Source organism: Oceanobacillus polygoni, assembly GCF_008304605.1.
Lineage (GTDB): Bacteria > Bacillota > Bacilli > Bacillales > Amphibacillaceae > Oceanobacillus > Oceanobacillus polygoni.
In genome coordinates this window covers 1-25,224 of record NZ_PIJY01000032.1, presented here as the reverse complement: position 1 = coordinate 25,224, position 25,224 = coordinate 1, and the positions used below count along the sequence as shown (strand labels likewise).

The following is a 25,224-nucleotide window of genomic DNA, read 5'->3' as shown; positions in this document are numbered from 1 at the left end:
CACGAAGTGAGGCTTTTTTTTAATACCTCGCTGGAAGCTCTATGGAACCCCCGGCATAGCCAGGGGTTTTCAAAAGACATAAAAAGAAAGGCTTCTTGCCATTTCTGACAAGAAGCCTTTTTTATAAGCCTATAGCTAAGAGGGTACACACATACACCTCTTCCTACATGCTTATTTTCCGCTATCCTTGTCAGCCTCTCTGGACTGAATTAAAGGTACCAGTATTTAGTTGGGTTAATTATTGCAGAAAAACGAGGGATTGTCAACACGACTTTGGGCTCGATCGAGTCTATATACCAGATTGTACTTCGAGGAATAATAGCTTATAATTCCCACTAAAATAATGTAAACTGTATATAACAGACAGTATGTCGTACTATTTGTTAAAAAAATTAGCATTTTCTAAGCCTTAATCGATCTAAAGTTGCACTTTTGCAGATAAGAGAGAGTCTTATACTCCCTATCTGCCAAGAAAGGAAGATAATATGAGTGACTTATATGACAAGTATGATGAATCCATTAAGCTGTCCTACGAGCATTCTTTTCGGATGTTACTACATTTAAAAAATATTATTTCAACTCTAGAAAGTATGGATGAGCCAGACGAATTAACAAAAGAAGTTTATCGAGATTCGATAATAAAAAAGTACGAAATGCTAGAAGATCTAACGTAGAAGTTGTTATCAAAGGTTTTTAAGGCAACAGGATTGGAGATTCATAATCCGCGTGGGCGCTATAAACAGGCATTCAAGGAAGGTCTCATTGATGACATCGACACTTGGAATGAAATTCTGATTTCTAGAAATAAGACAGCACATATATACAGCGAGAAAGATTATGAAAATATAAAGAACAAAATTATCCCTGACTATGTAGAGGCAATTGAAAATCTACTAGTAAAAATCAAAGAACGAGTGATGTAAATGTACGGCATAGAAAAAAAGGTATATAAAGGCTTAATCGATTACTTTAGTGAACAGCCTAAAATTGCACAAGTGACATTGTTCGGCTCCCGGGCAAAGGGTACCTCCAATTACAACTCCGATATCGATTTATGCATAACCTATCACGGTAATGCTAAAGCGAGTGTAATGGAAGACATTGAAGAATTAATTGGTATCTACTCATGTGATATTGTTTTTGGTGACCAATTAAATAAAGAACTAGAGAAACAAATTATAAGGGATGGCGTCGTTATTTATACACCTTCATACGAAAAAAATTCCTCTCTTCATGAATAGAGAGGAATTTAGCTTCTATTTTGTACATTTAAATCCCTTGCTTGCTACAAATCCTACTATAGTAACTCCCTTAACTCCTCCGTCATTTGCTCAACTAATTCAGGTCTTCCATGAAACGCGGCAGGAGTATTTTGAAAAAGTTCAATTTTCCAATGATCACCCATTTTCACTGCAACTAGTGTTTGATGGGCATTTACGTTAGGTTCAATATCTGCCTTTCCCGGTGGAATCATCCCTGCAATCGCGTGTAAGATTGCTGCGTCTTTCCCTAAAGGTCGGATGGATTTAATTTTGGTTACAAAAGGAGCAGTAGGATGGTCTTCAAATATTGGTTTAACATGAGACAATATCTCCGCTTTTCCAACTACCTTGCTTCCGTCAAACCCAATTTGTACTCCCTGTTCAGAAAATTGATCAGCCATACCCTCGGCATCACGTTTATTCCACGCATCAATTAACTTTTGATAAAGTTCTTGGATTTCTTCATGTAATGAATTGTTCATATCCAATTCTCCTTCTGTATAATTAATCTTTAGTAATTTATCATATAAACTACTAAGATTCTTGACTGTTTAATTTCCACTTCCACGCAAATTATCGTATTTCGTTCCTCGTTAAACATGACAAATTATCTCATTTCAATAAAGGAAAAATAGACATGCACAAACTTGTGTATATACGTATTAATTATCATTAAATCTACCTAGCCAACGTGTAAGGTTATGTTTATATTCTTTAGAGATACCTCTGCCCTTGTTATCGGTCATATTCATAAAATGATCAACGTTATTATATTTTAGAAATATCACATCCCCATTTTTAGCTGTTTCTTTAAATATTTCTATACTTAAATGCACAGGTACATAAACATCCTTCTCACCAAAAATGAATAGTGTGGGAACTTTTATTGTTTTGAAACAAGTAATAGGGTTATAATCTAGCTCATAATACCACTTTGACTTCTTTTTATCTTCAGGTAATAATCCTTTTTGCGGGAGGTAAGCATACGGATACCATTCCTTACTTAATTCTTTTTGCAATAAAGATTGGACATGATCTCTTTCCAATTTACCCCTATAATATGCATCAACTTTTTTTCTTAAACGAGTTGCTTCTTCCATTATTCCTTTTGAAAATCCAGCTTCTTGAAGTGATACACGAGTTGCATATAGCATCTGTTTAGCTGGAGAAACCGCTGGTGTAGATACCATAATCAAAAATGCGACTTCATCAAACATCGATGTGACTAATGAGGCAATCCATCCCCCTTGACTTATCCCATATAATCCAACACGCTGTATTTCATTCTTTTCTCTAAGCATGTATATTGCCGCTAATGCGTCATTTGCTAAATCATTAAAACTACACGTATCAAAATCTCCACTTGATTCACCACTTCCTCGTCGATCATAAATAAAAACACCTATTCCGCAACTGGGAAGCGTTTCTTTTAAATGATCGTAAAAATCACTTTCACGTTCACCAAGATTCGCTGCATGAAGAACAACGATAACAGGATATGTAGCAACATTAGCTGGTTTATATAAGTTACCAAATAGTGTTTCATCATTTGAGTTGAATGTAATGTCCTCTGAAGCGTACATATTTCCTCCTTAACCACCCTGTTTTATATATATATAATAAGTAAACTGCTCCATTTAGTTTAGATTTTCCGCCAGAAAAAGAGAAAAGTGCGCCTTCCCCATTCCAGATAGCCGCTCCATTATTTAGACTTAAAAAAACCAAAATTTAGCATATTCACGATGTTTCTTTTAACCTTTTACCTTTTTATTACGATGGAAAGTACCTAAACCATGCTTCCCATTATTCTTTAGTAATATTAACCCCAGAAATAATAGAAGGAATCGCTAATTTAATAAATTCCTCTGGAAGCATCCCTTTATCATCTCTTCTCCACTCTACAGAAGCTCCGTAAATTCCCCAGCTTAATATGACAGCAGTAATCCTTAGTCCTTCATCCACTTCTATTTTATTTTGGTTTAACAGCATTTTATATAAAACAACTTCAAGCTGCTCCCTAATGATCCGAGCAATCGTATCCTCATATCCTCTATGACAACGATTGGATAATGACTTCTGGAAATTGGTAATCGCTATGAAAATTTTAACGAGCGATTCTTCATTTAGGTCGTTATTTTGGTAGAAATCACAATCCAAATTAACTAATAATACTTCCGATAGTACCTTTTCCAATAAGTCATATATATCTTCAAAATGATAATAGAATGTCGCACGGTTAATCATTGCTTCCGTTGTAATATCTTTAACGGTAATATCCTTAAATTCTTTTTTACCCGAAAGCTCCATAAAAGCATCCATAATTAATTTGCGGGTGCGCAGAATTCGGGGATCCGTTTTGGCATTCGTCATATTGATCTCCCTCCCACTTTTTAAACAAATTCTTCAATGTGTTGGATAAACAACACATACACCGAACTATTGGTGTTGCTAATTTTTATTATGGCTTAAAATTCAATTATAAAGCAACTAAATTGCGCCTTAAAGTACGTGTTCAAAAAGGAGGATAAAAAGGACCGAGAAGTTTGAGGCGGCGTAGCTTTGAGTAGCGGACTTCCACAGGATGTGGTGACTTCTGTGTTGTCCACAGGACGTGGACGGTTTTAACAGAAGTTCATTGAATCCCTTAATACGTGAGGAACGGAAAGCAAGCCAACGAAGAAATTCGATGTGTCATTTTTACCGGATTTTTTGAACAACCTCTTAAATAGGCGTTTCATAAAACATTTCTAGGAGGATTTACATGCTTAAGATTGGAATCATTACTGGTAGTACAAGAGATTCAAGAGTAAATTTAAACGTTGCAGAATGGGTGAAATCCATTGCAGACAAGAGAACAGATGCGGAATTTGAGTTGGTTGATATTAAAGATTACAATCTACCAAAATTTAATGAGCCGATTCCGGCAATCATGTCACAAGATTATCAAGCACCAGAAGCGAAAGCGTGGTCTGAGAAAATTAACGACCTTGACGGATTTGTTTTTGTCACACCGGAATACAACAAAGCTATTACGTCTGGTTTGAAAGATGCCATTGATTATTTATATGTTGAGTGGAACAATAAGGCAGCCGGAATTGTAAGTTACGGATCTACGCTTGGCGTTACAGCGGCAAACAATTTACGTTTAATTTTAACAGTACCTAAAGTTGCAACAGTAGGAACACAGCCAGCTCTAAGCCTTTTCACAGATTTTGAAGAAATGAGAACCTTTAAACCAGCACCGTTTCATGAAGAAACCGTTCAAACCATGTTGAATGAAGTCGTAGCTTGGTCTACAGGATTGAAATCAATTCGAAATTAATTTATAAACATAATGAAAAGCGCTGGAAAAGTGCATATTCCCTTTTCTCGCTTATCCTATATGTACAGAAATGAGGAGAATATCTTGAACAACAATAAAAATATGGTGTGTGATTTAGAAACAGGCGTATGCGGCGTTTCTGAAGAAAATGAAATGGAAGTTATCGATTTTAATCAACCAAAAAAGTCGATTAATCTTTATTATGTAACAGATCCAATTTGTTCGCATTGCTGGGCAATTGAACCTGTTCTCCGTCGTTTTATCGAGCAGTATGGTGATAATTTTAACGTTCATACAGTTATGGGCGGCTTACTGGAAAAATGGCATGATGGCCCAATCGATCCTGCAAACGGAATTTTCAAACCAGCCGACGTTGCTGGTCACTGGAGAGAGGTTGGAGAACATTCCAGAATGCCTATTGACGGATCTTTAATGATTGATAATCCAGTTCAATCCTCCTTCCCACCATCTCGCGTATTTAAGGTAATTCAAAAAAATCATAATGAAGAACTCGCATTTGAGTATTTGCGTCGTGCAAGAGAAGCACTTTTCGCGTTTAATCAAAACATTTCAGAGAAATCCGTTATGGTGGAAACCGTAAATAAACTTGGTCTTGATGGAGAAGCGATTGTAAATGAGGCTGAACAACCAATCGGACAACAATTATTAGAGGAAGATTTCGCTCTAACGAGAAGCTTAGGCGCCCGAGGCTTCCCTACGATTATCATGATCAATGAAGAAAACAAAGGTGTAAAAATTGTTGGAGGACGTCCTTTTGAGTACTATGTTGACGGCTTAAAACAAGTTCTAAATACGGAAGAACTGCAACCAAAACAACAGCCTTCCCTTGCTAACCTACTTAAAAAGGAAGAGCTTCTATTTGCCAAAGAAATTGAAGTCATGTACGATGTGGAGCAATCTGACCTTAACGCTTTTGTTGAAAAAGAACTTTCCGCCGACCAGTATCAAAAGCAGGAAATTTTAGGGGAGTACTACTTTACAACGACAAAATAAACAAAGGAGAATGACTGGCATATGTATTACAAGTCGATTTTAACATGAATGGACCATTCGGAGATGAAATGGCAGAAGCATTTTCGGATTTAGCTAAGAGCATCAATGAAGAAGATGGCTTCCTATGGAAAATCTGGACAGAGAGTCCCGAAACAAACGAAGCCGGTGGAATTTATATTTTTGAAACAAAAGAAACAGCTGAAAAATATATGGATATGCATGCTAAACGTTTAGCTAGCTTTGGAATCACAGATGTTAACGTAAAAATATTTGCCATTAATTCCAGACTTACTGAAATCACGAACGGACCGGTAAATTAAGATTAGATATGCATTCAATATAGCTAGCCGCATGAAATCACGACTGATTCCATGCGGCTTATTTTTGTACGTGTAACCTAAGCAAATTAAGTTATATCTTTGCCTCCTAATGTGCTTTTCCTGATACAGATACAACCATTATACATTCAATCATTATTTACACGTTAAAACTGAATTTTACAGCCACATTCATACTATTAATCGACTAGCTGGTGTGGCTGCCACACTTTAACCTGTAGTTCTTGCACCCCAAATTCTAATGCATCGTCTAAGTCTTCTATATAAATATCTAGTTTTCCATTTGTTATTGCACTACCACGGTCTTGGCATACATACGTTTCATCCAATTCTGGAATATGTATTTTCGTCCCAAATGGAAGAGCTTGCGGGCACGCAATTGTATTTCCCTCTTCAACCATTGCCCCAGATGCAGTTATGCCATAAGCTGGGTCATCTGGTTGTTTTCCAGTAGACTCATAACCAGCCGTATAAGCTGTAACGGTAAAAGGGAGCCCATTCTCATCTGGTATGTTAATCGTTTCCCCAGGCTGAATATGTTCCGGATCCGTAATGAAAGAGTTCGCAGCAACTAACGTATCAAAATCCACTTGATAGTTTTGAGCTACCCGATATAAACTATCCCCCGCCTTTACTTTGTAAACCTTTTCAGCTGAAGCCGTTTGCGAAAATAATCCAATTCCAACCAAACATACAATCATCGATAAAATATACTTGATGATAACACACCTCCATTTATTATATATATAAAACTATCTACCCTAATCTCGGACACTTTAAAACTAGTTTTTTCACTGTAATATATTTGTAAAACTTTCTGGCTCAAAACCACCGTTATATTGCCGGTAATATAAAAAAATGGCTCCCCACCATAATGGGAAACCATTCCTTTATTACGTTTATTTCTTTTTTCTAATTCCAATAACACGGCCAACTTCTTTTGGTTTTTCTGCCGGTTTATATTTGCCTGCAAGTTCTTCTATATGGTTGAATACCTCTTCCGGGAAAGGTGATGCCTTCCCTTTTTCCTGGTTAATTCCCATTAGCAGCTGTTCACTTGTTGCAGCCCGTTTTCCATCTTCGCCGTACAGTTCAAAGAAAAGATGGATACGTTTGATATCATAATCAATCACGTTCATATAGACTTCAAATGGTTCATCGAGTTTCATCTCATCTAAATAGCAAATGTGATTTTCCAATGTATAGATCGTATATTTGCTCTTCGCTAGGAAATCCTCGGTCATTCCAATCTCGTTCATAAATTGATCGACACCCCAGCTGAATGCTCGAACATACTCTGCATCATTCATGTGTCCATTATAATCAATCCATGCCTCTGGTACTTTATCTTGAATCATTAATTTTGCTTCACTCAAGTGTACTTACCTCCTCTTAAACCAATTAAACGCTGCTTATAATTTTCCTGATAACATTGATCCTGGCCAATATTTTTCCAATAGCTGCTGGAGCTCAATTAAAAATTCGTCCCTGCGATCTTCCAATTCTTCCATTTCTACACCAGCCGTTTGGACTTCACATCCGGTAATGACTTTGTCAGCTAATTCCTCTGTTAATTCTGGTGCTTCTAATTTCGTCCATGGTAATTTCAATGCCGGTCCGAATTGTTCCAATAAGTGTCGCATTCCTTCTTTTCCACCGCCCATATGCAGTGTCATGAACGGCCCCATTAATGCCCATCTAAGTCCTGGTCCATATATAATGGAGGCGTCTACTTCATCTGTACTCGCTACCCCATCATTCACAATGTGAAGAGACTCACGCCAGATTGCTTCCATTAAGCGGTCTGCAATGTGTCCTTCAATTTCCTTCCGAACAACGAGAGGCTTCATCTTTAAGGAATCATAGAAACTTCTTGCCTTCTCAATTGCATTTACATCCGTCTTTTCTCCGCCAACAAGTTCAACAAGTGGCATTAGGTAAACTGGGTTAAAGGGATGAGCGACAATGACACGCTCTGGAGATTTGCGACAATCTGCCTGTAAAATACTTGGCAATATTCCAGAGGTACTGGAGGCGATGATTGCTTCTTCCTTCGCATACGTATCAATATCAGCAATAACTTTCCGTTTTAAATCCTCACGCTCTGGAACATTTTCTTGCACAAAGTCCGCATCTCTTAATGCCACTTCTAAATTTGACTGAAAGCTTAGCTTATCCATTGAAGCATCTTTACGCAGTCCCATTTTCTCCATCCACGGCCATGCCCGCTCAACTGCTGCACGCGTCTTTTCTTCAGCCTTTGGATCTGGATCAAAGGCAGTTACATGGTAACCATTTGCTAAAAAGCGAGTAATCCATCCATTACCAATTACACCTGTACCGACAACCGTGATGTTTTGAATTGATGTATCATTTGTCATACGACTAGCCTTCCCTTCCATATGGGTTCAGTAAATTGAGATGTTCTCGTGCTTCAGCAGGTGTCATAATATCGGAACCTAAGGAATGGACAATCCCAACAGCTTTATCAACAAGCTGCTCATTTGTTGCAAGTTGACCCTTCTTCAAATACAGGTTATCTTCCAGACCTACACGAATATTCCCACCTTGGAGAAGCGACTCCGCAACAATCGGCATTTGCATTCTGCCAATTCCAAAAGCTGCCCATTTCGCATTTTCTGGAATTCGACTTTTCATATATGCCATGGTTTCCGCATCTGCTGCTGCTCCCCATGGAATACCAAGGCAGAACTGGAATAGTGGATCCCCTTCAATTAAACCTTCTTCAATTAATTGGTTGGCGAAACGAACATGACCTGTATCAAAACATTCTAATTCGGCTTTGACACCACTTTCCTTTACTAGTTTCGCCTGTTTCCTTAACCAGTCTGTTGGGCTGACGTATAACATGTCACCAAAGTTAATACTGCCGCAGTCAAGGGTACACATTTCTGGCAGGAGTTTTCCTATTGGTTCATGACGTTCTTCAGGAGTTTGAATATCGGTTCCTTCTCCGCCTTTCGTAGGGTCTTCATCACTTGGGATCCAATCTCCACCTCCACCAGAGGTAAGGTTAATAATGACATCTGTCTCTGATTCGCGAATTCGTTCGACAACTTCTTGAAATAGATTGACATCATGACTTAATTTTCCAGTTTCTGGATCACGAACATGTATATGTGCGATGGTAGCTCCTGCTTTCGCTGCTTTAATTGCCGAATCTGCAATCTCTTTTGGTGTCACAGGTACATGAGCGCTTTTTGTGGTTGTATCTCCTGCTCCTGTTAGTGCACACGATAAAATTACTTTTTTATTCACGTTTCATTCCCCCGTTCTTTTTTTGGTACATGTTTAAAGATCTCTCCGCTTTCAAAAAACTCCGTTACACGGTGGATCCAATCATAGTAATCCATCCATTCCTTCATTTCTTTTAGAAGTTCATTTAGTGCCAATTCATCTTCTTTAGTCAGTCCTGTATCCGCTTGTAATTGATCCATTTGTTTCATCATTCTTTGTTCAAAGGAACTACTGCGTTGAATAGCCTTTTTCCATGTAGAGGTAAACAGAAAAATAAATGTTTGATAATAATCTTCTTCCACTCGAAATAAATCTTTCCGAACCCCTTTTTTAAAGACACGTTCCGCAATATTTAAATCAATCATTTCACGAACTACCTGACTCATTCGTGTTTTACTCATCCCTGTTTCTTCTGATAGCTCATCCAGTGTCATTGGTTCCCTGTTCATATATATAATTCCAAGCACACGTCCAATACTTGTGGAAACACCGAATGCATTCATATTGTCCGTTATTTTTTCAATGAATTGCGTTTTTACATCGTCAATCCGTTCGTCATCATTCCTCAATATCATCACCCTTTTATGGCTTATTTCCACTTTAAAAAATTTGAAAAATTGGCATTCCCCAGCTACCTGAGCGCATGCATTGTTAGCAGTTATGCAGATAAGAAAAGCATTCCGTTATCTAGCAATTGGCAAGATCAACTTTGATGCCTTATCTCCACCTTGATACAAATATTCCACTGCAGACTTCCCTTCAGTGTGTGTTTTTGTTGTTGTTCCGTTATTTAAATTAATATCATATAGTGGTGCATTGCTTGCTGCTACATCAAGACGCAAGCGATGACCTTTTTTCAAGGTGTATGCGGTAGAACCTATTTCCACTTCCAAACAAACTGGCTGATTCTCATTTTCTACCTTTTTTCTATGAAACGAATCGACGATGTTATACGCACGTCCTAAGCTATCAACTTCTGATAGCCTTAAGGAAATATCCAAAAGCTCGGATGGAGAAGAAGCCCAAATACTGGCTTTAATGGAACCTAGCAATGGAAGACCTTCCTCAAGCTCCATACTCGTATAGACAAGAACATCTTCTCGATCTTGTATATCACTCATATCAAACATCCCGGACGCATGTCCCGCAATGAGTGTTCCCCCTCCACGAGTAGGCACTGGATGATTCGGATCTAGTTTTAAAGCGCTTTTTGTTTCTGCAGAAACAGGTTGATATGTTAATTTCCCATCTCCATTTCGGCTTTGTGACATCCCTTGGCTATGGAGGTATACTTCCCTGGACATTACAGCATTTTGAATCGGCCATTCCTCAAAGGCTTCCCAACGATCCTGTCCCATCAAATAAAGATGGACTGGTTTTTCGAAAGGCATTGGTTTCTCCTTCAACCATTTATCAAACCATTTAATATGAATTTCTGTAGGATCTGCAATATTGTCTACACCAAGATTAGAAGCAGCATGGTTAAAAAAGCGCTCCCCACATCGACCTGTCATTTCTTCATGCGTCCATGGACCAATCCAGAGCATTTTTGTTCCCTTATAAGTTTGATAGGCTTCTAATGTTGGTCCCAATAATCCGTCAAACCAGCCACCTATGAATAATGCTGGAATATCCACTTCACTTAGTTTTTCCTTGAGGTTTACATGGTCTTTAAATGCTTTGGATAATCGCCCCTTCATAAAATCAAAATAATACGAATCAGGATCAAGGTCTTTGATCGGCTTCCATTCATCAGCAGGAGCATCGGATAACCGTTCTGCCATATTCTCAACATAATACTGGAATTTTTCCTCGTCAAAATCCCCTTCCCGTTTCAGTTGATCCTCTAACATAGATCCTAAAACCCATGTTTCCAGTTTTGCTGATGGATGAGGTTCTTCTTCGCTTCCTAGAAAGTTTCCCATTAGGTCTGCTCCCGTCATCACTGGGGCAATCGCCTTTAAGGAAGGTGGCCTTTCTACTGCTGCCGCTAGCTGGGTATAGCCATGATAAGACATACCAAACAGTCCAACTTTTCCGTTTGAATAAGGAAGTTTTGCCGCCCATTCTACTGTCTCATAGCCATCACGCCTCTCATGCATAAATGGATAAAATTCGCCTTCTGAGGCAAATCTCCCCCTTGCGTCTTGAAGGATAACAACATAACCTGCATGTACCATCCGAGGCACTTCCAAATATTCATCATAATAACGTGGCGTTTCTTTATCATATGGCAACCGAATCATTAACACTGGATAGCGTTTTTCATCATCTGGACGATACACATCAGATCGAAGAATCGTTCCATCGGCTAATGAACACGGAACATTTTTTTCAACTCTAATTCCGATTTCTCCCAAGACAATCACCTCTAATGATAGATTCAGGCACAAACTTCTATTTTTTTATCTTTTATGCTGCGCTTGATTTAGATGATTTAATTGGTTGGAGTTTCCGTTCAATCCAACCCATAATTAAATCTGCAATAATGGCCATCAACGCTGTAGGTATTGCACCCGCTAGAATAATAGCTGTTCCATCCGTTGCATTCGTTCCTGTTAGGATGATAGACCCTAATCCTCCTGCACCGACAAATGCACCAACTGCGGCAATTCCGATCCCAATAACAAGTGCTGTCCGTAAGCCTGCCATAATGACACTAATTGCAAGGGGTAGCTCAACCATTCGTAATAGTTGAAATCGAGTCATCCCAGAAGCAAAGCCTGCTTCAATAACTGTTTTATCAACATCCTTCATCCCGACATACGTGTTTTGTACAATCGGCAGAATCGAATACAGCATCAATGTAACAATTACCGTATTGGTGCCAAGTCCCATGACAATCATAATGACAGCCATTGCCCCTAAGGCAGGGATCGTTTGAATAATACTTCCAAGTGCTAGTACCCAGCTACTCAACTTCCCATATTTTGCAATAAGGATACCTAAAGGAATCGAAATAATTGCGGCAAATAGAACACCATACGCTGCCATTAGAAAATGTCTGTAAAACTGTACCCATATATACCCACCATTTTGGGTGACATATTGCACCAACTGTTCCAATGTATCCATATTACTTCTCCCCTTTCTCCATATCCTCAAAGAAGTTATTAGCTTCTAAAAACTCCATTGCAACTTTGTGTGGGCTCATTAATTGAACATCCGCTTTATAATTTAATTCCTGCATGGTTTCTGTAGAAATTTGTCCGTGCAAACGTTCTGTAATTGTTGCAATCTCTGGGTATTTCTCTAAAATCTCATTATCAATAACAGCGGAAGCATCATATGGCGGGAAGAATCGTCGATCATCCTCAAGAACTTTTAAATCAAATTCCTTAATTCTCCCATCTGAAGAATAAGCCAATACAACATCCATATGACCAGTAGCTGCCGCCTGATAAACAAGACCGATATTCATTGGAAAAACGTCACCAAATGAAAAATAGAATTCTTGAAACCCGTCGTACCCATCCCCTTTGCGATTGACCCAGGCATTATCTACACCAAAACGCAGGTCATCTGCAAAAGGTTCAAGATCAGAAATGGTTTCAATGTTATGTTCCTCGGCAAATTCTGTTGTCACAGCAACAGAATAACTGTTTTCAAAACCATAAGGCTCTGTCCACGTTTCATTAAATTGATCCTGAAATTCCTTTGTTACAATGTCGAGTGCTTCCTCTGGATCAGTAATCGGGTCCATCCCAAGTGCTCCAGATAGATCTGTTCCCGTATAACGTGTACTTGTTATATCAAGGTCTCCTCTCAACATCCCTTGGTGTTGAACAATCGATGAACCAAGATGTGTCACAAGTTCGGTACTGGCATCTGTTTCCCGTTCAATCATAATCGATAATATTTCAGCTAAAATTTGTGATTCAGATGTACCTAGAGACCCTATTTTTATCGTTTCTTTTGTCGTACTTGCAAGGCCTGGCAAGGAACAACCTGCAAGCACCCCAAGTAAAAGTAAAACCATACTTCCTTTATATAATATCCTTTTCAACGTGTTCACCTCCAAGCTTATACTGTCTCATACGAATCCTTCAGCCCCTCTGGCGTCAATCGATTTTCTAAATAGGCTAGTAAGCGATCTGCAATCAAGGCAAGTATGGTCGCTGGCACTGTACCTGCAATAATTAAGGAAGGTTCATAAAGGTTTAATCCATCAAAGATAAAGTCACCAAGACCACCACCACCGATAAATGCTGCCAATGTTGCCCAACCGATTAAATAAACCGTTGATAGACGAACACCAGCCATAATTACTGGAAGTGCCATTGGAAATTCTACTTTTATAATCGATTGCAAAGCACTCATTCCCATTCCCTTCCCTGCTTCAACAACTCCAGGATTAACATCCCGAATACCGATGTACGTATTACGTAAAATTGGTAATAACGAATAGAAAAACAATGCAATAATGGCAGGTAGTTTCCCAACACCTAAAATCGGTATAAAAAATGCAAGGATCGCAAGACTTGGAATCGTCTGTAGAATACCAATAAAAGAAATAAATCGATCAGCGAAGTTTGGTGCTCTTGAAAGTAGGACCCCAAGAGGTATCGCAACTAACACCCCAAGTAATATGGCTGCAACAGAAATATACAAATGTTCCGACGTTTTAATTATTAATTCATTCCCATGTGTAGCAAAAAATTCCATCATCCATCCCACCTCCTACTCTGCATGTGCTACGATTTCTTCAAATTCTGTTCCATCGCCCCAAATCGTGTCATAAACAAGGGTTGCAAGTGTTGCACGTGTGACAATTCCGACCAAACGGTGACTTTCGTCCACAACTGGAACATATTGTGCCCCTCGTCTGAGTATCTTGTGAATCGCATCACGCAACAAACTGTCTTGAGATACAGAATAAATGTCCGTTTCCATTACTTCCTCTACTGCAATTGCCTTTTTGTAATTGTTGTTAATGGACTCAATATCTAAAAAGCCTTTTAAAACATTGTCTGAATCCGTAATAAGGAGGGAATCAACTCGTTCATCTCGCATTTTCGTAATAGCGGATTTTAAAGTGGTACCGATTTGTACGGTAATTGGAGTACTATTCATAATTTGTCCGACCGTTGTGACATCAGGACGTCCTTGTATTAAACGGTCTTTTCCAAGGAATTCTTCCACAAATTCATTTGCTGGATTTCTAAGAATCTCCTCTGGTGTGTCAACTTGGACAATTTCTCCATCCTTCATAATGACAATCCGATCTGCAAGCTTTAATGCTTCATCCATATCATGTGTTACGAAAACAATCGTTTTATTTAATTCTCTTTGCAACTTTTTAAACTCTTCTTGTAAGGCATCTCTTGTAATTGGATCAAGTGCCCCAAATGGCTCATCCATTAAGATCAGTGGTGGATTCACAGCAAGCGCACGTAATACACCGATTCGCTGTTGTTGTCCCCCGCTCAACTCATGTGGATACTTTTCAAGATATTCTTCAGGTAAATTTACTAGCTTAATGAGCTCGCGTGCTCGTTCATCTTTTTTCTCCTTTGTCCATTTGAGTAACGTGCCAACAAGTACAATATTTTCTCTAATTGTCATATGTGGCATCAATCCAATTTGCTGGATTACATACCCTATAGACCTGCGCAATTCGACTGGATCCTGCTTCATTATATTTTTACCATCAACTAAAATGGCTCCTTCCGTTATGTCAATTAAACGGTTTACCATTTTCATTGTTGTTGTTTTACCACAGCCACTTGGACCGATAAAACAAACAAATTCGCCCTTTTCAATTGTTAAATTCAAATTGTTAACAGCTGGTTTTCCATTACCATACCGCTTTGTAACATCATGAAACTCTAACATTTTCTAAAGCACCTCCGTGTTGAATACTATATTAGTATAGGGAAATAAAGGATTAATAGAAAACAGCATATAAGTCCATACAGAACTAAAAATCTGTACAGTTTTTAGTTTACAAAGTTTATAAAGTTACTATCTTAGTAATACTCCTTCTTTCGAGCTATTGCTATTGTATGTGACTATTTTAAATATTAAGTAATTTTAAGTTGTAACAGGATACGATAAATAATGAAACAGAAAAAAAGCCTCCCACTCATGTTCAAACATGCTTCGAACAGTCAGGAGACCTTTCTTTTTTAAAATTGTAATCCAATAAGAAATGCAAATCCAAGACAGCTTATCCAAATCTTCCTGAGATATAGTCTTCCGTTCTGCTATCTGCTGGGTTGGTGAAAATCGTATTTGTTTCATTAAATTCAATAACTTCACCGTTAAGGAAGAATGCAGTTTTGTCTGAAATACGTGCTGCTTGCTGCATGTTATGCGTAACAATAATAATAGAGTATTCTTTTTTAAGCTCTTGTACCAATTCCTCAATTCGTAACGTTGACTTCGGATCAAGCGCCGATGTTGGCTCGTCCATTAGAATAACTTCTGGTTCAATTGCCAAACAACGTGCAATACATAAACGCTGCTGCTGACCACCAGATAGTCCGTATGCATTTTCGTTAAGACGATCCTTTACTTCGTCCCAAATATATGCACCGCGAAGACTACGTTCAACAATTTCGTCCAGTACTTTTTTATTACGAATCCCATGAATTTTTGGTCCATAAGCGATGTTTTCATAAATCGATTTCGGGAATGGATTCGGTTTTTGAAACACCATTCCTACCTTTGTTCTCAATTCCTCTACTTTAAACGATCGGTCGAGGATATTTTTCCCTTTATACGTAATCTCTCCTGTTGTCCGCACACCTGGAACAAGCTCAACCATACGGTTTAATGTTTTGATGTAGGTTGATTTCCCACAACCAGATGGTCCAATAATCGCCGTTACTTCCTTTTCGCGGAAAGATAAATTCACATCTTTTAACGCATGTGTTTCTGAATACCAAAGGTTTAATTCCTTTGTATCGTAAACCACTTTACCCGCAGTTTCAGGTTCTTTAAAGGAACCTGCTTCTGGATTAATTTTAACTGGTCTTTTACTTTTCACTGATGATTGACTCATCATTTTCAACTCCTTTAAATCTAGGCTTAGCGCGTCATGACGGATAAATGACCGTTAATATCGTTGTTGGAATTTATTTCGAATAAAGATAGCCACCGAGTTTAACAAGAACAACAATACAAGTAGAACGATAATGGTTGCTGCAGCTAAATATGCATACTCTTTTACCAATGAAGAGTCAAGCGTCCAATAGTAAATTTGCATTGGCAGTGCTGTAAATGTATCAAACAATCCTTCTGGAAATGGAATAAGTAATGCCGGGATTCCTAATACAGTTAATGGTGCTGTCTCCCCAATCGCACGGGATAACGACAAAATTGCACCTGTAAGGATACTTGGTATAGAGGCCGGCAATATGACATTTTTAATCGTTTGCCACTTTGTTGCCCCCATTCCAAAAGATGCTTCCGCTAAATACTTAGGTACCGCACGAATTGCCTCTTGTGATGAAACAATTAAGATCGGTAAAACAAGCAAGGATAACGTAAGCCCACCCGCTAATGCCGCATTCCCTAAGCCCATCGCTCTTGAGAAAATCGTTAATCCTAGAAGACCATATACAATAGATGGTACCCCAGCTAAGTTTGAAATATTCGTTTGAATAAAGGATTGAAGCTTTCCTTTTTTCGCGTAAAGCTCTAAATAAATTGCAGAGCCAACTCCGATGATTAATGTGACTGGGATGACGACAACCATTAACCACATGGTTCCAAGGATTGCCCCCATGATCCCTGCACGATCGGCACTCGTTGACAGCCTACCAGTTATAAAATCCCAATCTAACCAGGCAGCACCCTGTGTAACGACTCGTACGAGTAAAATTGCTAATACCGCAAGGCCAAATAACGTTGCAAGCAAAAAGACTCCTTTTAATAAATTGTTTTTCCGAATACGTGCATTCATTCGCTTTTCCATTTTGGTTGCATTCACTTGGTTCATTAATATTCCTCCCTAAACTTACGAGAGACATATCTTGCAAGTAGGTTCATAATAAGCGTAAAAACAAATAAAGTTAAAGCAACAGCATATAAGCTGTAATATATAGTTGTACCAGCAGCCGCTTCACCGCCAGAAACCTCAACAATGTATGCAGTCATCGTTTGCATAGATTGGGTAATGTCGAAAGTAAAGTTTTTGGAGCTTCCACTTGCGATGGTAACAATCATCGTTTCACCAACTGCTCGTGAAATTCCAAGCACAAAGGATGCAATAATTCCAGAAAAAGCAGCCGGAATTACTACCTTAAATGTCGTTTCTAGTTTTGTAGCTCCCATTGCTAAAGAACCTTCACGCATTGCATTGGGAACAGAGGTCATCGCATCTTCAGATAATGACGCAATCATCGGTATAATCATAACCCCCATCACAATCCCTGGACTGAGGATATTTGTTGCATCTACTGCAGGAAATATTGATCGAATAACAGGTGTTACAAAAGTAAACGCGAAAAAACCGTATACGATTGTAGGAATACCAGCAAGAACTTCTAATAATGGTTTTAATACTCTACGTACTCTCTCTGATGCATATTCACTTAAATAAACTGCTGACATAATACCAATTGGACCAGCTACAAGCATCGCAATTAGTGATGAAATGATAGTCCCATTTATAAGTGGCAAGACACCAAATTCAGGATTTTGACTCAGGGGCTTAAGCACTGTCCCAGTAAAGAATTCCCAAATAGGAACAATTTTAAAGAATTCAATTGCTTCGGATAATAGTGTGTAAATGATTCCAATTGTAGTTAATACGGAAATGCTAGCTATAATAAATAGAATCGTTGGAATTAATTTTTCTGTAATATTAGAGATATTTCGCGAACTTCGCTTTTCTTCAATCATTTCTCTAACATTGACAGCGTTCTGTTTAGGCTTACCGCTGTTTGTCGGCATTACTTGGTGCACTCCTTCCAGCGCTTATAGCTCACAATAAGATGAGAGCTTCATTTTGCCCTCATCTTATATAGAGTCATATCTCAATTTTTAATATATAGGTGTTTTAGCTTTGAGTAGCATGCTTATTATTGTAGTGCTTCTAAAGCTTCTAATTGTGATTGGATCTCGTCCTCTGGAAGTGGAGCAAATCCTGTATCACCAGCAAATTCATTTGTTTGTTCCAATACATAACGTGCATAATCCATTACCTGTGGTTTTTCTGCTGCAAGGTTAGGATTTAAATATGTGAATACTGGACGTGTGTAATCAGCATATGGGCCAGTCTCACCAATTGTATCAAGCGATGGGGTTACTGCACCTTCACCAAAATCAATTCCTACTGCTTGTAAGCTGTCTTGGTTACTATCGTAGTATCCAAATCCAAAGAATCCAATTGCATTAATATCTTCTGATACTAATGTTACTAATGTTGAATAGTCTTGTTGAAGATTAATATCACTTACTAAGTCTTGTTCTTCAAGAATGTTCTCATAAAAGAATTCATACGTTCCATGGTTTTCGTTCGGTCCATATGTGTTAATTTTTTCATTAGGCCAGTCCGAATTAATATCTGACCAGTTTGTATACTCTCCAAGGAAGATGCCTTGTACTTCTTCATTTGTAAGCTCTGTTGCAAAATCATTATCCGGGTGCACAACAATTGTTAATCCGTCTAAAGCTAGCTTCATTTCGAATGGTTCAAAACCTAGTTCTTCTGCTTTCGCTTGCTCTTCTTCTTTAATTAGACGGGAAGCATCGTTAAAATCTGTTCCATTTTCTGCTAAAAATCTATCAAATCCAGCACCTGTTCCAGCTCGACTAACTTCAACAGATACTCCTTGTTGTTCATTTACCATGTATTCTTCAGCAATTCTAGACATTAATGGATAAACAGTTCCAGAACCATCGATTACTACACTGCCTTCTAATTCAGCTGTGTCGTCAGATCCTTCTGTTTCTCCTGAAGAATTATTTGTTTCTTCTGTGTTGTCTTCGTCTGTTTCTCCTGAGTTGTCCTCATCTGTTTCTCCTCCACAAGCAACAAGCACGACTGCTAATGCTGCAACAAGTAGAAACATTAGGTACTTTTTGAACTTCATAGTAAAATTGTCCTCCCCTGATTATATGCTATATTTTTGTGAGGCTTTTTGCCCTCAGTTGTTAGTATAAGGTGTGAATGTTAAGGAAGTATGAGTCGAATGTAAAGCTTGTGTAAATTTAAGAAGAATGTCGTAACAAGTAAATTGGGATGGAAATACATTGTGTTCTAGCTTTGAGGTCTTATCAGGAATCGATTTTGTTGTGGCGATTCCAATTGTAAATTTCAGTGTAATTTTGTAGATATCCGCCTTTCGGTGCTTATCTGTTTCACACATTTATAAAGCAGATGCGGATCCAATATAGTTGATCCGCACCTGCTTTATTCTTTATCCGTCACATATTCATTTGGAGCTCCTCCACCCTTGGAGTTACTATTCTTATACGGACTCTTGCGTCCGTTACGATGCTCACCGGAATTTTCATTTTCCTTGAATTGATTGTTTCGTTTCTTTTCGTGGTTACTCATGACCCTACCTCCTCCTACCTTACTTTCTATAGTGTTAGCTAGGAGAGAGGTTTTATTCATTCACCCGTTTCGGCAAAACGCTTGATTCGTTCACCTATTTCATCACGCACCCGCTCAAACACCTGCCACTTTTCTTCCTCTGTCCCTTCAGCTTTTGCTGGGTCATCAAATCCCCAGTGCTCCCTTTTTACATGGGCTGGCGTCATTGGACAACGATCGGCTGCATCACCACAAAGTGTGACAGCTAACGTCGCACGATTCAAAAATGCCGTGTCAATCATCTCGGATTGTTGCATTGAAATATCAATGCCCACTTCATGCATTGCCTTAACTGCATTTGGATTTAACCCATGCGCTTCAATTCCAGCACTCCTTACCTCCCATGCTTCTCCAAGATTTTTTTTTGCCCATCCTTCAGCCATTTGACTTCGGCAGGAATTTCCAGTACATAAAAAATAAATAGATTTTTTGTTCATTTTATACCTCCGTTAAAAAAATAATAATGTCAGATAGAGTCCAATCAACGTTAAAAACAGAATCGGTACGGTCAACATGATCCCTATCTTGAAATAGGTCCCCCATGCTATCTTCACACCCTTTTTCGATAATACATGGAGCCATAATAAAGTTGCCAGCGAACCGATTGGCGTAATCTTCGGACCAAGATCTGAACCGATAACATTGGCATATACAAGTGCTTCGCGAATGACTCCGCTTGTATCCGTTTCAGCTATCGCAATTGCATTGATCATTACAGTTGGCATATTATTCATAACGGATGAAAGAATGGCTGCAATGAATCCCATCGCTATAGTGGCTACGAATAATCCTTGTTCAGCTGTAAATTCAATAAGTGAAGCCAGCCAATCTGTCAATCCTGCATTTCGCAAGCCGAACACAACAACATACATTCCAATGGAAAAGAAAACGATATTCCACGGCGCACCCTTTATTACGTTTTTTGTATTTACGGAATTGCTGCTTCTAGCCATAGCAATGAATACGATCGCTATCACACCTGCTACAATCGAAACAGGGACACCGATAGCTTCACTTGAAAAATAACCAACCATTAATACCCCAAGTACGTACCAGGACAATCGGAACAACTTTAGATCGCTAATCGCTTCTCTCGGTTCTTTCAGTTTTGCCAGCTCGTAGTTTCTTGGAATGCTTTTTCTAAAATAAATCCAGAGAACGAAGATTGTTGCTGTCAATGAAAACAGATTTGGAATAATCATTCGAAGTGCATATTCCACAAATCCAATCTGAAAGAAATCGGCAGACACGATATTCACAAGGTTACTGATGACGAAGGGCAGTGATGTTGTATCTGCTATAAATCCACTACCTATAATAAATGGGAATACCATCTTTTCATTAAAGTTCAAATGGCGTACCATTGCGAGTACGATTGGCGTAAGTATTAACGCAGCCCCATCATTAGCAAATAGTGCGGCTACGACTGCCCCCAATAAACTCATATAGACAAACATCCTTACTCCATTTCCCCGTGCAATGCGAGCCATATGTAAAGATGCCCATTCGAAAAATCCAATCTCATCTAGAATCAATGAAATAAGTATAATTGCTACAAATGCAAGCGTCGCATTCCACACAATACCAGTTACTTCCAGTACAGCTGTAAAATCAACGACGCCCATTACTAACGCGACAACTGCTCCACCAATTGCCGACCAGCCAATTGACAATCCCTTTGGCTGCCAAATAACGAATATCAATGTTACTAAAAATAGAATAACTGCTAAAGCTGCCAAACATCTTCCCCCTAACCTTATCTAACAACAAGAAATCCTTGTGCCATCTTCTTCTAGTTTCTTTAATCGAAACTCCTGACTTGGTAAAAATTGAAGTATTTGTTGAATCAATGGATAGAGTTCGTTGTTTTTATTGATTGAATAGAATATCCATTGACCCCTTCGTTCTTCTTTAACCAAATCTAAGTCTCTAAATTTGCGTAAATGCTGGCTTATCGCAGGCTGACTTGTCTGAAATATCTCTACAAACTCACAGACACAGCATTCCTGCTTATCGAGTATCTTCACCATGGTCAACCTTGTTTTATCACCTAACAGTTTTAAAATAACCGCCGCCTCATTGATCTCTATTTGTTCGTGTAGCATCTCATCTCACCACCTTTTCACTATACATAAGTATATAATTATTTGCTTATATATACAATGCAATTTCTCTCTTTTGCCAATATTTTCTTCTCCTTACACCCCTAAGCTCTGCTTTCTTTCGATTTTATAGATGAAAGGTAATCGCTGAAGGCGAAAGAGGTGACGAAAATGGAATTTGTTTAAGACAGTGATGTTTGTCCAATTCGATTTTTCTTACCAACCATACGCTAATAATAGGAGGAGATTGTAATGAAACTTTATTTAGACCCAGGTCATGGTGGAACAGATCCCGGCGCTACTGGAAATGGATTACAAGAAAAAGATGTTGTTCTTGATATCGCTCTAAGAATACGTGACCTACTAATTGGTAACTACGAAAATGTCAGTGTGCACATGAGTCGTACTGGGGATACGACCAAAAGTCTTGCCCAGCGAACAAATGAGGCGAACTTATTGGGTGCCGATTATTTTCTATCCATCCATTGCAACGCGTTTAACGGCTCTGCTGATGGCTATGAGGATTTCATTCATAGCAATCTTTTGGATAGCTCACAAACTGCTGTATACCGCGACATCCTGCACGCTGAAATCATCAAGTTAAACGGATTACGTAATCGCGGTAAGAAAAAGGCAAATTTCCACGTATTACGTGAGTCGTCCATGCCAGCAATGCTAACCGAAAATGGTTTTATCGACCATAGTGGAAACGCAGCGTTAATGAAGCAGAACGCATGGAAGCAGCAGGTAGCTGAAGGTCATGTCAATGGACTAGCAAGAGCATTTAACCTGCAAGAAATAAACGGTGGCACCGGACAACTATATAAGGTGATTGCTGGTTCCTTTAAATCAAAAGCAAATGCAGATGATCGCGTGTCTTTCCTAAATTCGAAAGGCATTCAATCCTTTGTAGAGCAGGTTACGATTTCAGGAGAAACCTGGTATCGCGTCCAAGCTGGTGCATTTACGAACCGGACAAACGCAGAGAATCATTTACAGGTTGTCCGAAACACTGGTATCGATGCATTTATTATCGTCCAGTAAAAGAAAAGTAGTTTTAGTAGGAATAAATGAAATCAATTGACTTTTCAACCAATAGATTATAAGATATATGAAATAAATCTATTCATAAACACTCTTATGAAGAGCGGCGGAGGGACTGGCCCGATGAAGCCCGGCAACCATTCCAGTTAAATTTAACTGCGAATAGGTGCTAATTCCTGCAAAATACAACAAGTATTTTGGAAAATAAGAGGATGGTTACTTGTCAAGTATATCCATGCCTCTCCGAAAAGAGAGGCATTTTTATTTCCCGAAATACGGTAAGGAGACGCTCAGATGACAACAGCAATCGTTAAAGGCGCACCAGGACACTATCGAATTGGAGAGGGCGTTTTAAAAGAGTTACATGTATTACTTTCAGAATTAGACGCAAAGAAAATACATATTCTAAGCGGTAGGAAGGCTTGGCATGCTGTCTCTCCCTTTTTACCAGAAGAGCTTGAACGTTCGAGCATTACATTTGTAGAAGGGCATTGTACACTAGAATCTGTCGAACAATTAGCAACCACATATCAAGCAGATGCAGTTGATGCAGTGATTGGCATTGGTGGCGGTACAGCGCTTGATCTTGCAAAAGCTTCTGCTGTAAAAGCTGGAACCAAATCCGTACTCATACCGACAGTTGCAGCCACTTGCGCAGCTTGGACACCATTAAGTGTGTTTTATCAGACAGATGGTACACATTCCCACTACACGGAATTTCCGGTAGCAAATACACTTGTACTGATTGAGCCAGCTATTATTGCACAAGCACCACTTGAATACTTGAGGGCTGGGATTGGTGACACCCTTGCTAAATATTATGAAGCTGACGCTTTAGTACGCGCCTTTTACAAGGATAACGAGCTACCTGTTTGGCTTCAGATATCCCAATTTTCAGCAGCATTATGCAGAGACATTTTATTAAAGGATGGAAAAGCGGCACTCGAATCAGTATCCAATAAAAAGGTGTCAGATGCACTCATTCGTGTCATCGAAACGATCATTATGACCGGTGGCATGGTTGGCGGATTTGGTGAAAAGGCAGGAAGAATTGCTGGAGCACATTCGATCCATAATGGTTTAACAGAGGCTAGTGGCGTCAAGCAATTTTTACACGGGGAGATCGTGTCTTATGGCATTCTAGTCCAATTGGCTCTGGAAGGAAAGGATGCAGAGCTAAAAAAACTGCTTGCTGTTTATGAGGAATGGGAGCTTCCAGCATCGTTACAGCATTTATCCATTGACCCTGAGGATGAGGATCTGTTGCAACGAATTATTACGAAGACATTACTGCCTCAAGAATCGATTCACTTAATGGAAGAAGATATGACAGCGGACAGGCTCTTAACAGCCATCCGTAAAGTAGAGGAACTAGTGATTAAAACACATAACTAAAACAACCTAGAAAGAGGGAGACACAATGAAAAAAATACTATTTACAGGAATACTTGCATGCATGATGGCCGTACTTGCCGCTTGTGGTGGCTCAGATGAGGCAGAAGGATTATTGGAAGACGGGAAGTTAAAAGTTGGTGTCACATCCGGTCCACATGAACAAATTTTAGAAAAAGTAGCAGAACTTGCTGAAGAAGAAGGGCTAACAATTGAATTGGTTTCTTTTAGCGACTATGTAATGCCAAATGTTAGTTTATCTGAAGGTGAACTTGATTTAAACAGCTTCCAAACAGAGCCATTTTTCGATCATATGAATGAAGAACGCGGATTAGATTTGGTTAAAGTTGCAGATACCGTTACATTCCCGATGGGGATTTACTCAGAGGGTGTAGAGGACGTCGCAGACCTTAAGGATGGCGCGCAAATCGGGCTTCCGAGTGACCCAACAAACAGTGGACGTGCATTACTATTATTCGAGCAAGCTGGCTTAATTACATTGGAAGAAGGACTTGGTGTCAACGCAACTGTTAATGACATTGCAGAAAACCCAAATAACTATTCATTTATCGAGCTTGATTCCGCGCAAATCCCTCGTCAGTTAGGGGAAGTTGATGCGGCTGCCATTAACTCCAACTTTGCAATGGATGCAGGTCTGGTTCCTGGTGAAGACTCGATCTTTATTGAACAGGATTCTACATTTGTAAACTTAATCGCGGTTCGTGAAGAAAACAAAGATGACGAAGCCGTACAACAGTTTATTGATATTTATCAATCTGATGAAGTAAAACAATTTGTGGAGGAAACCTTCCAAGGTTCAGTTGTTACTGGTTGGTAATTTAATAAAAAAGGCTGACAATAAGGTACCGACCCCCAAAAGTTAGAGTAAAAAACTAACTTTTGGGGGTGTTTTTATGGCGAAATATAGTGAGGAATTTAAAAT

General features: G+C 39.0%; 30 protein-coding genes and 1 riboswitch. Of the genes, 9 read left to right on the top strand and 21 right to left on the bottom strand.

Annotated elements, in window-relative coordinates; all coding sequences use genetic code 11:
* Nucleotides 1–485: 485 nt before the first annotated feature.
* Genes F1560_RS22465 through F1560_RS16585 form a run of 3 tightly spaced genes read left to right on the top strand, consistent with a single transcriptional unit; the run spans nt 486 to nt 1,241 of the window.
* On the top strand, nt 486–674 hold the full coding sequence (locus tag F1560_RS22465) for a hypothetical protein (RefSeq protein ID WP_245347757.1): 189 nt from the start codon (nt 486–488) through the stop codon (nt 672–674).
* 3 nt (nt 675–677) lie between these two features.
* Entirely contained in the window at nt 678–923 is a 246-nt protein-coding gene (locus F1560_RS22460) for a nucleotidyltransferase substrate binding protein (RefSeq protein WP_245347758.1), read from the top strand.
* The gene (locus F1560_RS16585) at nt 924–1,241 is read left to right on the top strand and encodes a nucleotidyltransferase family protein (RefSeq protein ID WP_149475768.1); all 318 of its coding nucleotides are present in this window, start codon (nt 924–926) and stop codon (nt 1,239–1,241) included.
* Between the two features lie 56 nt (nt 1,242–1,297).
* Here the strand turns inward: F1560_RS16585 and F1560_RS16580 are convergent, their stop codons facing one another.
* From F1560_RS16580 to F1560_RS16570, 3 genes are all read right to left on the bottom strand, one after another.
* A complete protein-coding gene (locus F1560_RS16580) occupies nt 1,298–1,744 on the bottom strand; it encodes an SgcJ/EcaC family oxidoreductase (RefSeq protein WP_149475767.1) in 447 nt (148 codons plus the stop codon).
* A gap of 180 nt (nt 1,745–1,924) precedes the next feature.
* The gene (locus F1560_RS16575; RefSeq protein WP_149475766.1) at nt 1,925–2,845 is read right to left on the bottom strand and encodes an alpha/beta hydrolase; all 921 of its coding nucleotides are present in this window, start codon (nt 2,843–2,845) and stop codon (nt 1,925–1,927) included.
* A 220-nt stretch (nt 2,846–3,065) separates the two neighbouring features.
* Nucleotides 3,066–3,632 (bottom strand): TetR/AcrR family transcriptional regulator, encoded by a 567-nt coding sequence (locus tag F1560_RS16570; protein WP_149475765.1) that lies wholly within the window; start codon nt 3,630–3,632, stop codon nt 3,066–3,068.
* A 391-nt stretch (nt 3,633–4,023) separates the two neighbouring features.
* Here F1560_RS16570 and F1560_RS16565 point away from each other — a divergent pair, with 391 nt between their 5' ends.
* The 3 genes from F1560_RS16565 (at nt 4,024) to F1560_RS16555 (ending at nt 5,918) form a co-directional block, all read left to right on the top strand.
* On the top strand, nt 4,024–4,584 hold the full coding sequence (locus F1560_RS16565) for an NADPH-dependent FMN reductase (protein WP_149475764.1): 561 nt from the start codon (nt 4,024–4,026) through the stop codon (nt 4,582–4,584).
* A 102-nt stretch (nt 4,585–4,686) separates the two neighbouring features.
* Nucleotides 4,687–5,598, top strand: a complete 912-nt coding sequence (locus F1560_RS16560) for a DsbA family protein (protein ID WP_187773757.1) — start codon at nt 4,687–4,689, stop codon at nt 5,596–5,598.
* A gap of 14 nt (nt 5,599–5,612) precedes the next feature.
* Entirely contained in the window at nt 5,613–5,918 is a 306-nt protein-coding gene (locus F1560_RS16555) for a monooxygenase (RefSeq protein ID WP_149475762.1), read from the top strand.
* A 197-nt stretch (nt 5,919–6,115) separates the two neighbouring features.
* Here F1560_RS16555 and F1560_RS16550 read toward each other — a convergent pair whose 3' ends face one another.
* The 18 genes from F1560_RS16550 to F1560_RS16470 form a co-directional block, all read right to left on the bottom strand.
* Nucleotides 6,116–6,637, bottom strand: a complete 522-nt coding sequence (locus tag F1560_RS16550; protein WP_149475761.1) for a LysM peptidoglycan-binding domain-containing protein — start codon at nt 6,635–6,637, stop codon at nt 6,116–6,118.
* Nucleotides 6,638–6,835: 198 nt separating this feature from the next.
* Nucleotides 6,836–7,312: a thioesterase family protein gene (locus F1560_RS16545; protein ID WP_149475760.1), complete on the bottom strand. Its 477-nt coding sequence runs from the start codon at nt 7,310–7,312 to the stop codon at nt 6,836–6,838.
* A gap of 36 nt (nt 7,313–7,348) precedes the next feature.
* The gene (locus tag F1560_RS16540; RefSeq protein ID WP_149475759.1) at nt 7,349–8,317 is read right to left on the bottom strand and encodes a 3-hydroxyacyl-CoA dehydrogenase NAD-binding domain-containing protein; all 969 of its coding nucleotides are present in this window, start codon (nt 8,315–8,317) and stop codon (nt 7,349–7,351) included.
* 4 nt (nt 8,318–8,321) lie between these two features.
* Nucleotides 8,322–9,215 carry a beta-keto acid cleavage family enzyme gene (locus F1560_RS16535; RefSeq protein ID WP_149475758.1) on the bottom strand — a complete coding sequence of 298 codons (894 nt, stop codon included), beginning with the start codon at nt 9,213–9,215 and terminating at the stop codon, nt 8,322–8,324.
* Entirely contained in the window at nt 9,212–9,763 is a 552-nt protein-coding gene (locus F1560_RS16530; protein ID WP_245347759.1) for a GbsR/MarR family transcriptional regulator, read from the bottom strand. Before F1560_RS16530 ends, F1560_RS16535 begins: the two co-directional genes overlap by 4 nt.
* A gap of 114 nt (nt 9,764–9,877) precedes the next feature.
* Nucleotides 9,878–11,554, bottom strand: a complete 1,677-nt coding sequence (locus tag F1560_RS16525) for a CocE/NonD family hydrolase (protein WP_245347760.1) — start codon at nt 11,552–11,554, stop codon at nt 9,878–9,880.
* A gap of 52 nt (nt 11,555–11,606) precedes the next feature.
* On the bottom strand, nt 11,607–12,269 hold the full coding sequence (locus F1560_RS16520) for an ABC transporter permease (protein ID WP_149475756.1): 663 nt from the start codon (nt 12,267–12,269) through the stop codon (nt 11,607–11,609).
* 1 nt (nt 12,270) lies between these two features.
* Nucleotides 12,271–13,173: an osmoprotectant ABC transporter substrate-binding protein gene (locus tag F1560_RS16515; protein WP_149475769.1), complete on the bottom strand. Its 903-nt coding sequence runs from the start codon at nt 13,171–13,173 to the stop codon at nt 12,271–12,273.
* 44 nt (nt 13,174–13,217) lie between these two features.
* Complete coding sequence (locus F1560_RS16510; RefSeq protein WP_149475755.1) at nt 13,218–13,862, bottom strand: ABC transporter permease; 645 nt, start codon at nt 13,860–13,862, stop codon at nt 13,218–13,220.
* A 12-nt stretch (nt 13,863–13,874) separates the two neighbouring features.
* Nucleotides 13,875–15,029 carry a betaine/proline/choline family ABC transporter ATP-binding protein gene (locus tag F1560_RS16505; protein WP_149475754.1) on the bottom strand — a complete coding sequence of 385 codons (1,155 nt, stop codon included), beginning with the start codon at nt 15,027–15,029 and terminating at the stop codon, nt 13,875–13,877.
* A gap of 334 nt (nt 15,030–15,363) precedes the next feature.
* On the bottom strand, nt 15,364–16,200 hold the full coding sequence (gene pstB / locus F1560_RS16500) for a phosphate ABC transporter ATP-binding protein PstB (RefSeq protein ID WP_149475753.1): 837 nt from the start codon (nt 16,198–16,200) through the stop codon (nt 15,364–15,366).
* Nucleotides 16,201–16,254: 54 nt separating this feature from the next.
* Complete coding sequence (pstA, locus tag F1560_RS16495; protein WP_149475752.1) at nt 16,255–17,139, bottom strand: phosphate ABC transporter permease PstA; 885 nt, start codon at nt 17,137–17,139, stop codon at nt 16,255–16,257.
* Nucleotides 17,139–18,095 (bottom strand): phosphate ABC transporter permease subunit PstC, encoded by a 957-nt coding sequence (pstC, locus tag F1560_RS16490; RefSeq protein WP_149475751.1) that lies wholly within the window; start codon nt 18,093–18,095, stop codon nt 17,139–17,141. Before pstC ends, pstA begins: the two co-directional genes overlap by 1 nt.
* Nucleotides 18,096–18,223: 128 nt before the next feature.
* Nucleotides 18,224–19,237, bottom strand: a complete 1,014-nt coding sequence (locus tag F1560_RS16485) for a PstS family phosphate ABC transporter substrate-binding protein (RefSeq protein ID WP_149475750.1) — start codon at nt 19,235–19,237, stop codon at nt 18,224–18,226.
* Nucleotides 19,238–19,557: 320 nt separating this feature from the next.
* Complete coding sequence (locus F1560_RS22205) at nt 19,558–19,704, bottom strand: hypothetical protein (protein WP_187773755.1); 147 nt, start codon at nt 19,702–19,704, stop codon at nt 19,558–19,560.
* A 56-nt stretch (nt 19,705–19,760) separates the two neighbouring features.
* Nucleotides 19,761–20,180, bottom strand: coding sequence for an arsenate reductase (thioredoxin) (gene arsC / locus F1560_RS16480; RefSeq protein ID WP_149475749.1), 420 nt, complete (start codon nt 20,178–20,180; stop codon nt 19,761–19,763).
* 12 nt (nt 20,181–20,192) lie between these two features.
* Nucleotides 20,193–21,482 (bottom strand): arsenic transporter, encoded by a 1,290-nt coding sequence (locus F1560_RS16475; protein WP_149475748.1) that lies wholly within the window; start codon nt 21,480–21,482, stop codon nt 20,193–20,195.
* 21 nt (nt 21,483–21,503) lie between these two features.
* Nucleotides 21,504–21,848: an ArsR/SmtB family transcription factor gene (locus F1560_RS16470; protein WP_149475747.1), complete on the bottom strand. Its 345-nt coding sequence runs from the start codon at nt 21,846–21,848 to the stop codon at nt 21,504–21,506.
* Between the two features lie 249 nt (nt 21,849–22,097).
* Between F1560_RS16470 and F1560_RS16465 the strand changes: the two genes are divergently transcribed.
* The 3 genes from F1560_RS16465 to F1560_RS16455 all read left to right on the top strand — a co-directional run bounded on the left by F1560_RS16465 (nt 22,098) and on the right by F1560_RS16455 (nt 25,119).
* Nucleotides 22,098–22,889 (top strand): N-acetylmuramoyl-L-alanine amidase, encoded by a 792-nt coding sequence (locus tag F1560_RS16465; RefSeq protein ID WP_149475746.1) that lies wholly within the window; start codon nt 22,098–22,100, stop codon nt 22,887–22,889.
* Between the two features lie 91 nt (nt 22,890–22,980).
* Nucleotides 22,981–23,100, top strand: a riboswitch (SAM riboswitch).
* Nucleotides 23,101–23,183: 83 nt separating this feature from the next.
* Nucleotides 23,184–24,284 (top strand): iron-containing alcohol dehydrogenase family protein, encoded by a 1,101-nt coding sequence (locus F1560_RS16460; protein WP_149475745.1) that lies wholly within the window; start codon nt 23,184–23,186, stop codon nt 24,282–24,284.
* A 25-nt stretch (nt 24,285–24,309) separates the two neighbouring features.
* On the top strand, nt 24,310–25,119 hold the full coding sequence (locus F1560_RS16455; RefSeq protein WP_149475744.1) for a MetQ/NlpA family ABC transporter substrate-binding protein: 810 nt from the start codon (nt 24,310–24,312) through the stop codon (nt 25,117–25,119).
* The last annotated feature ends 105 nt before the right edge of the window (nt 25,120–25,224 follow it).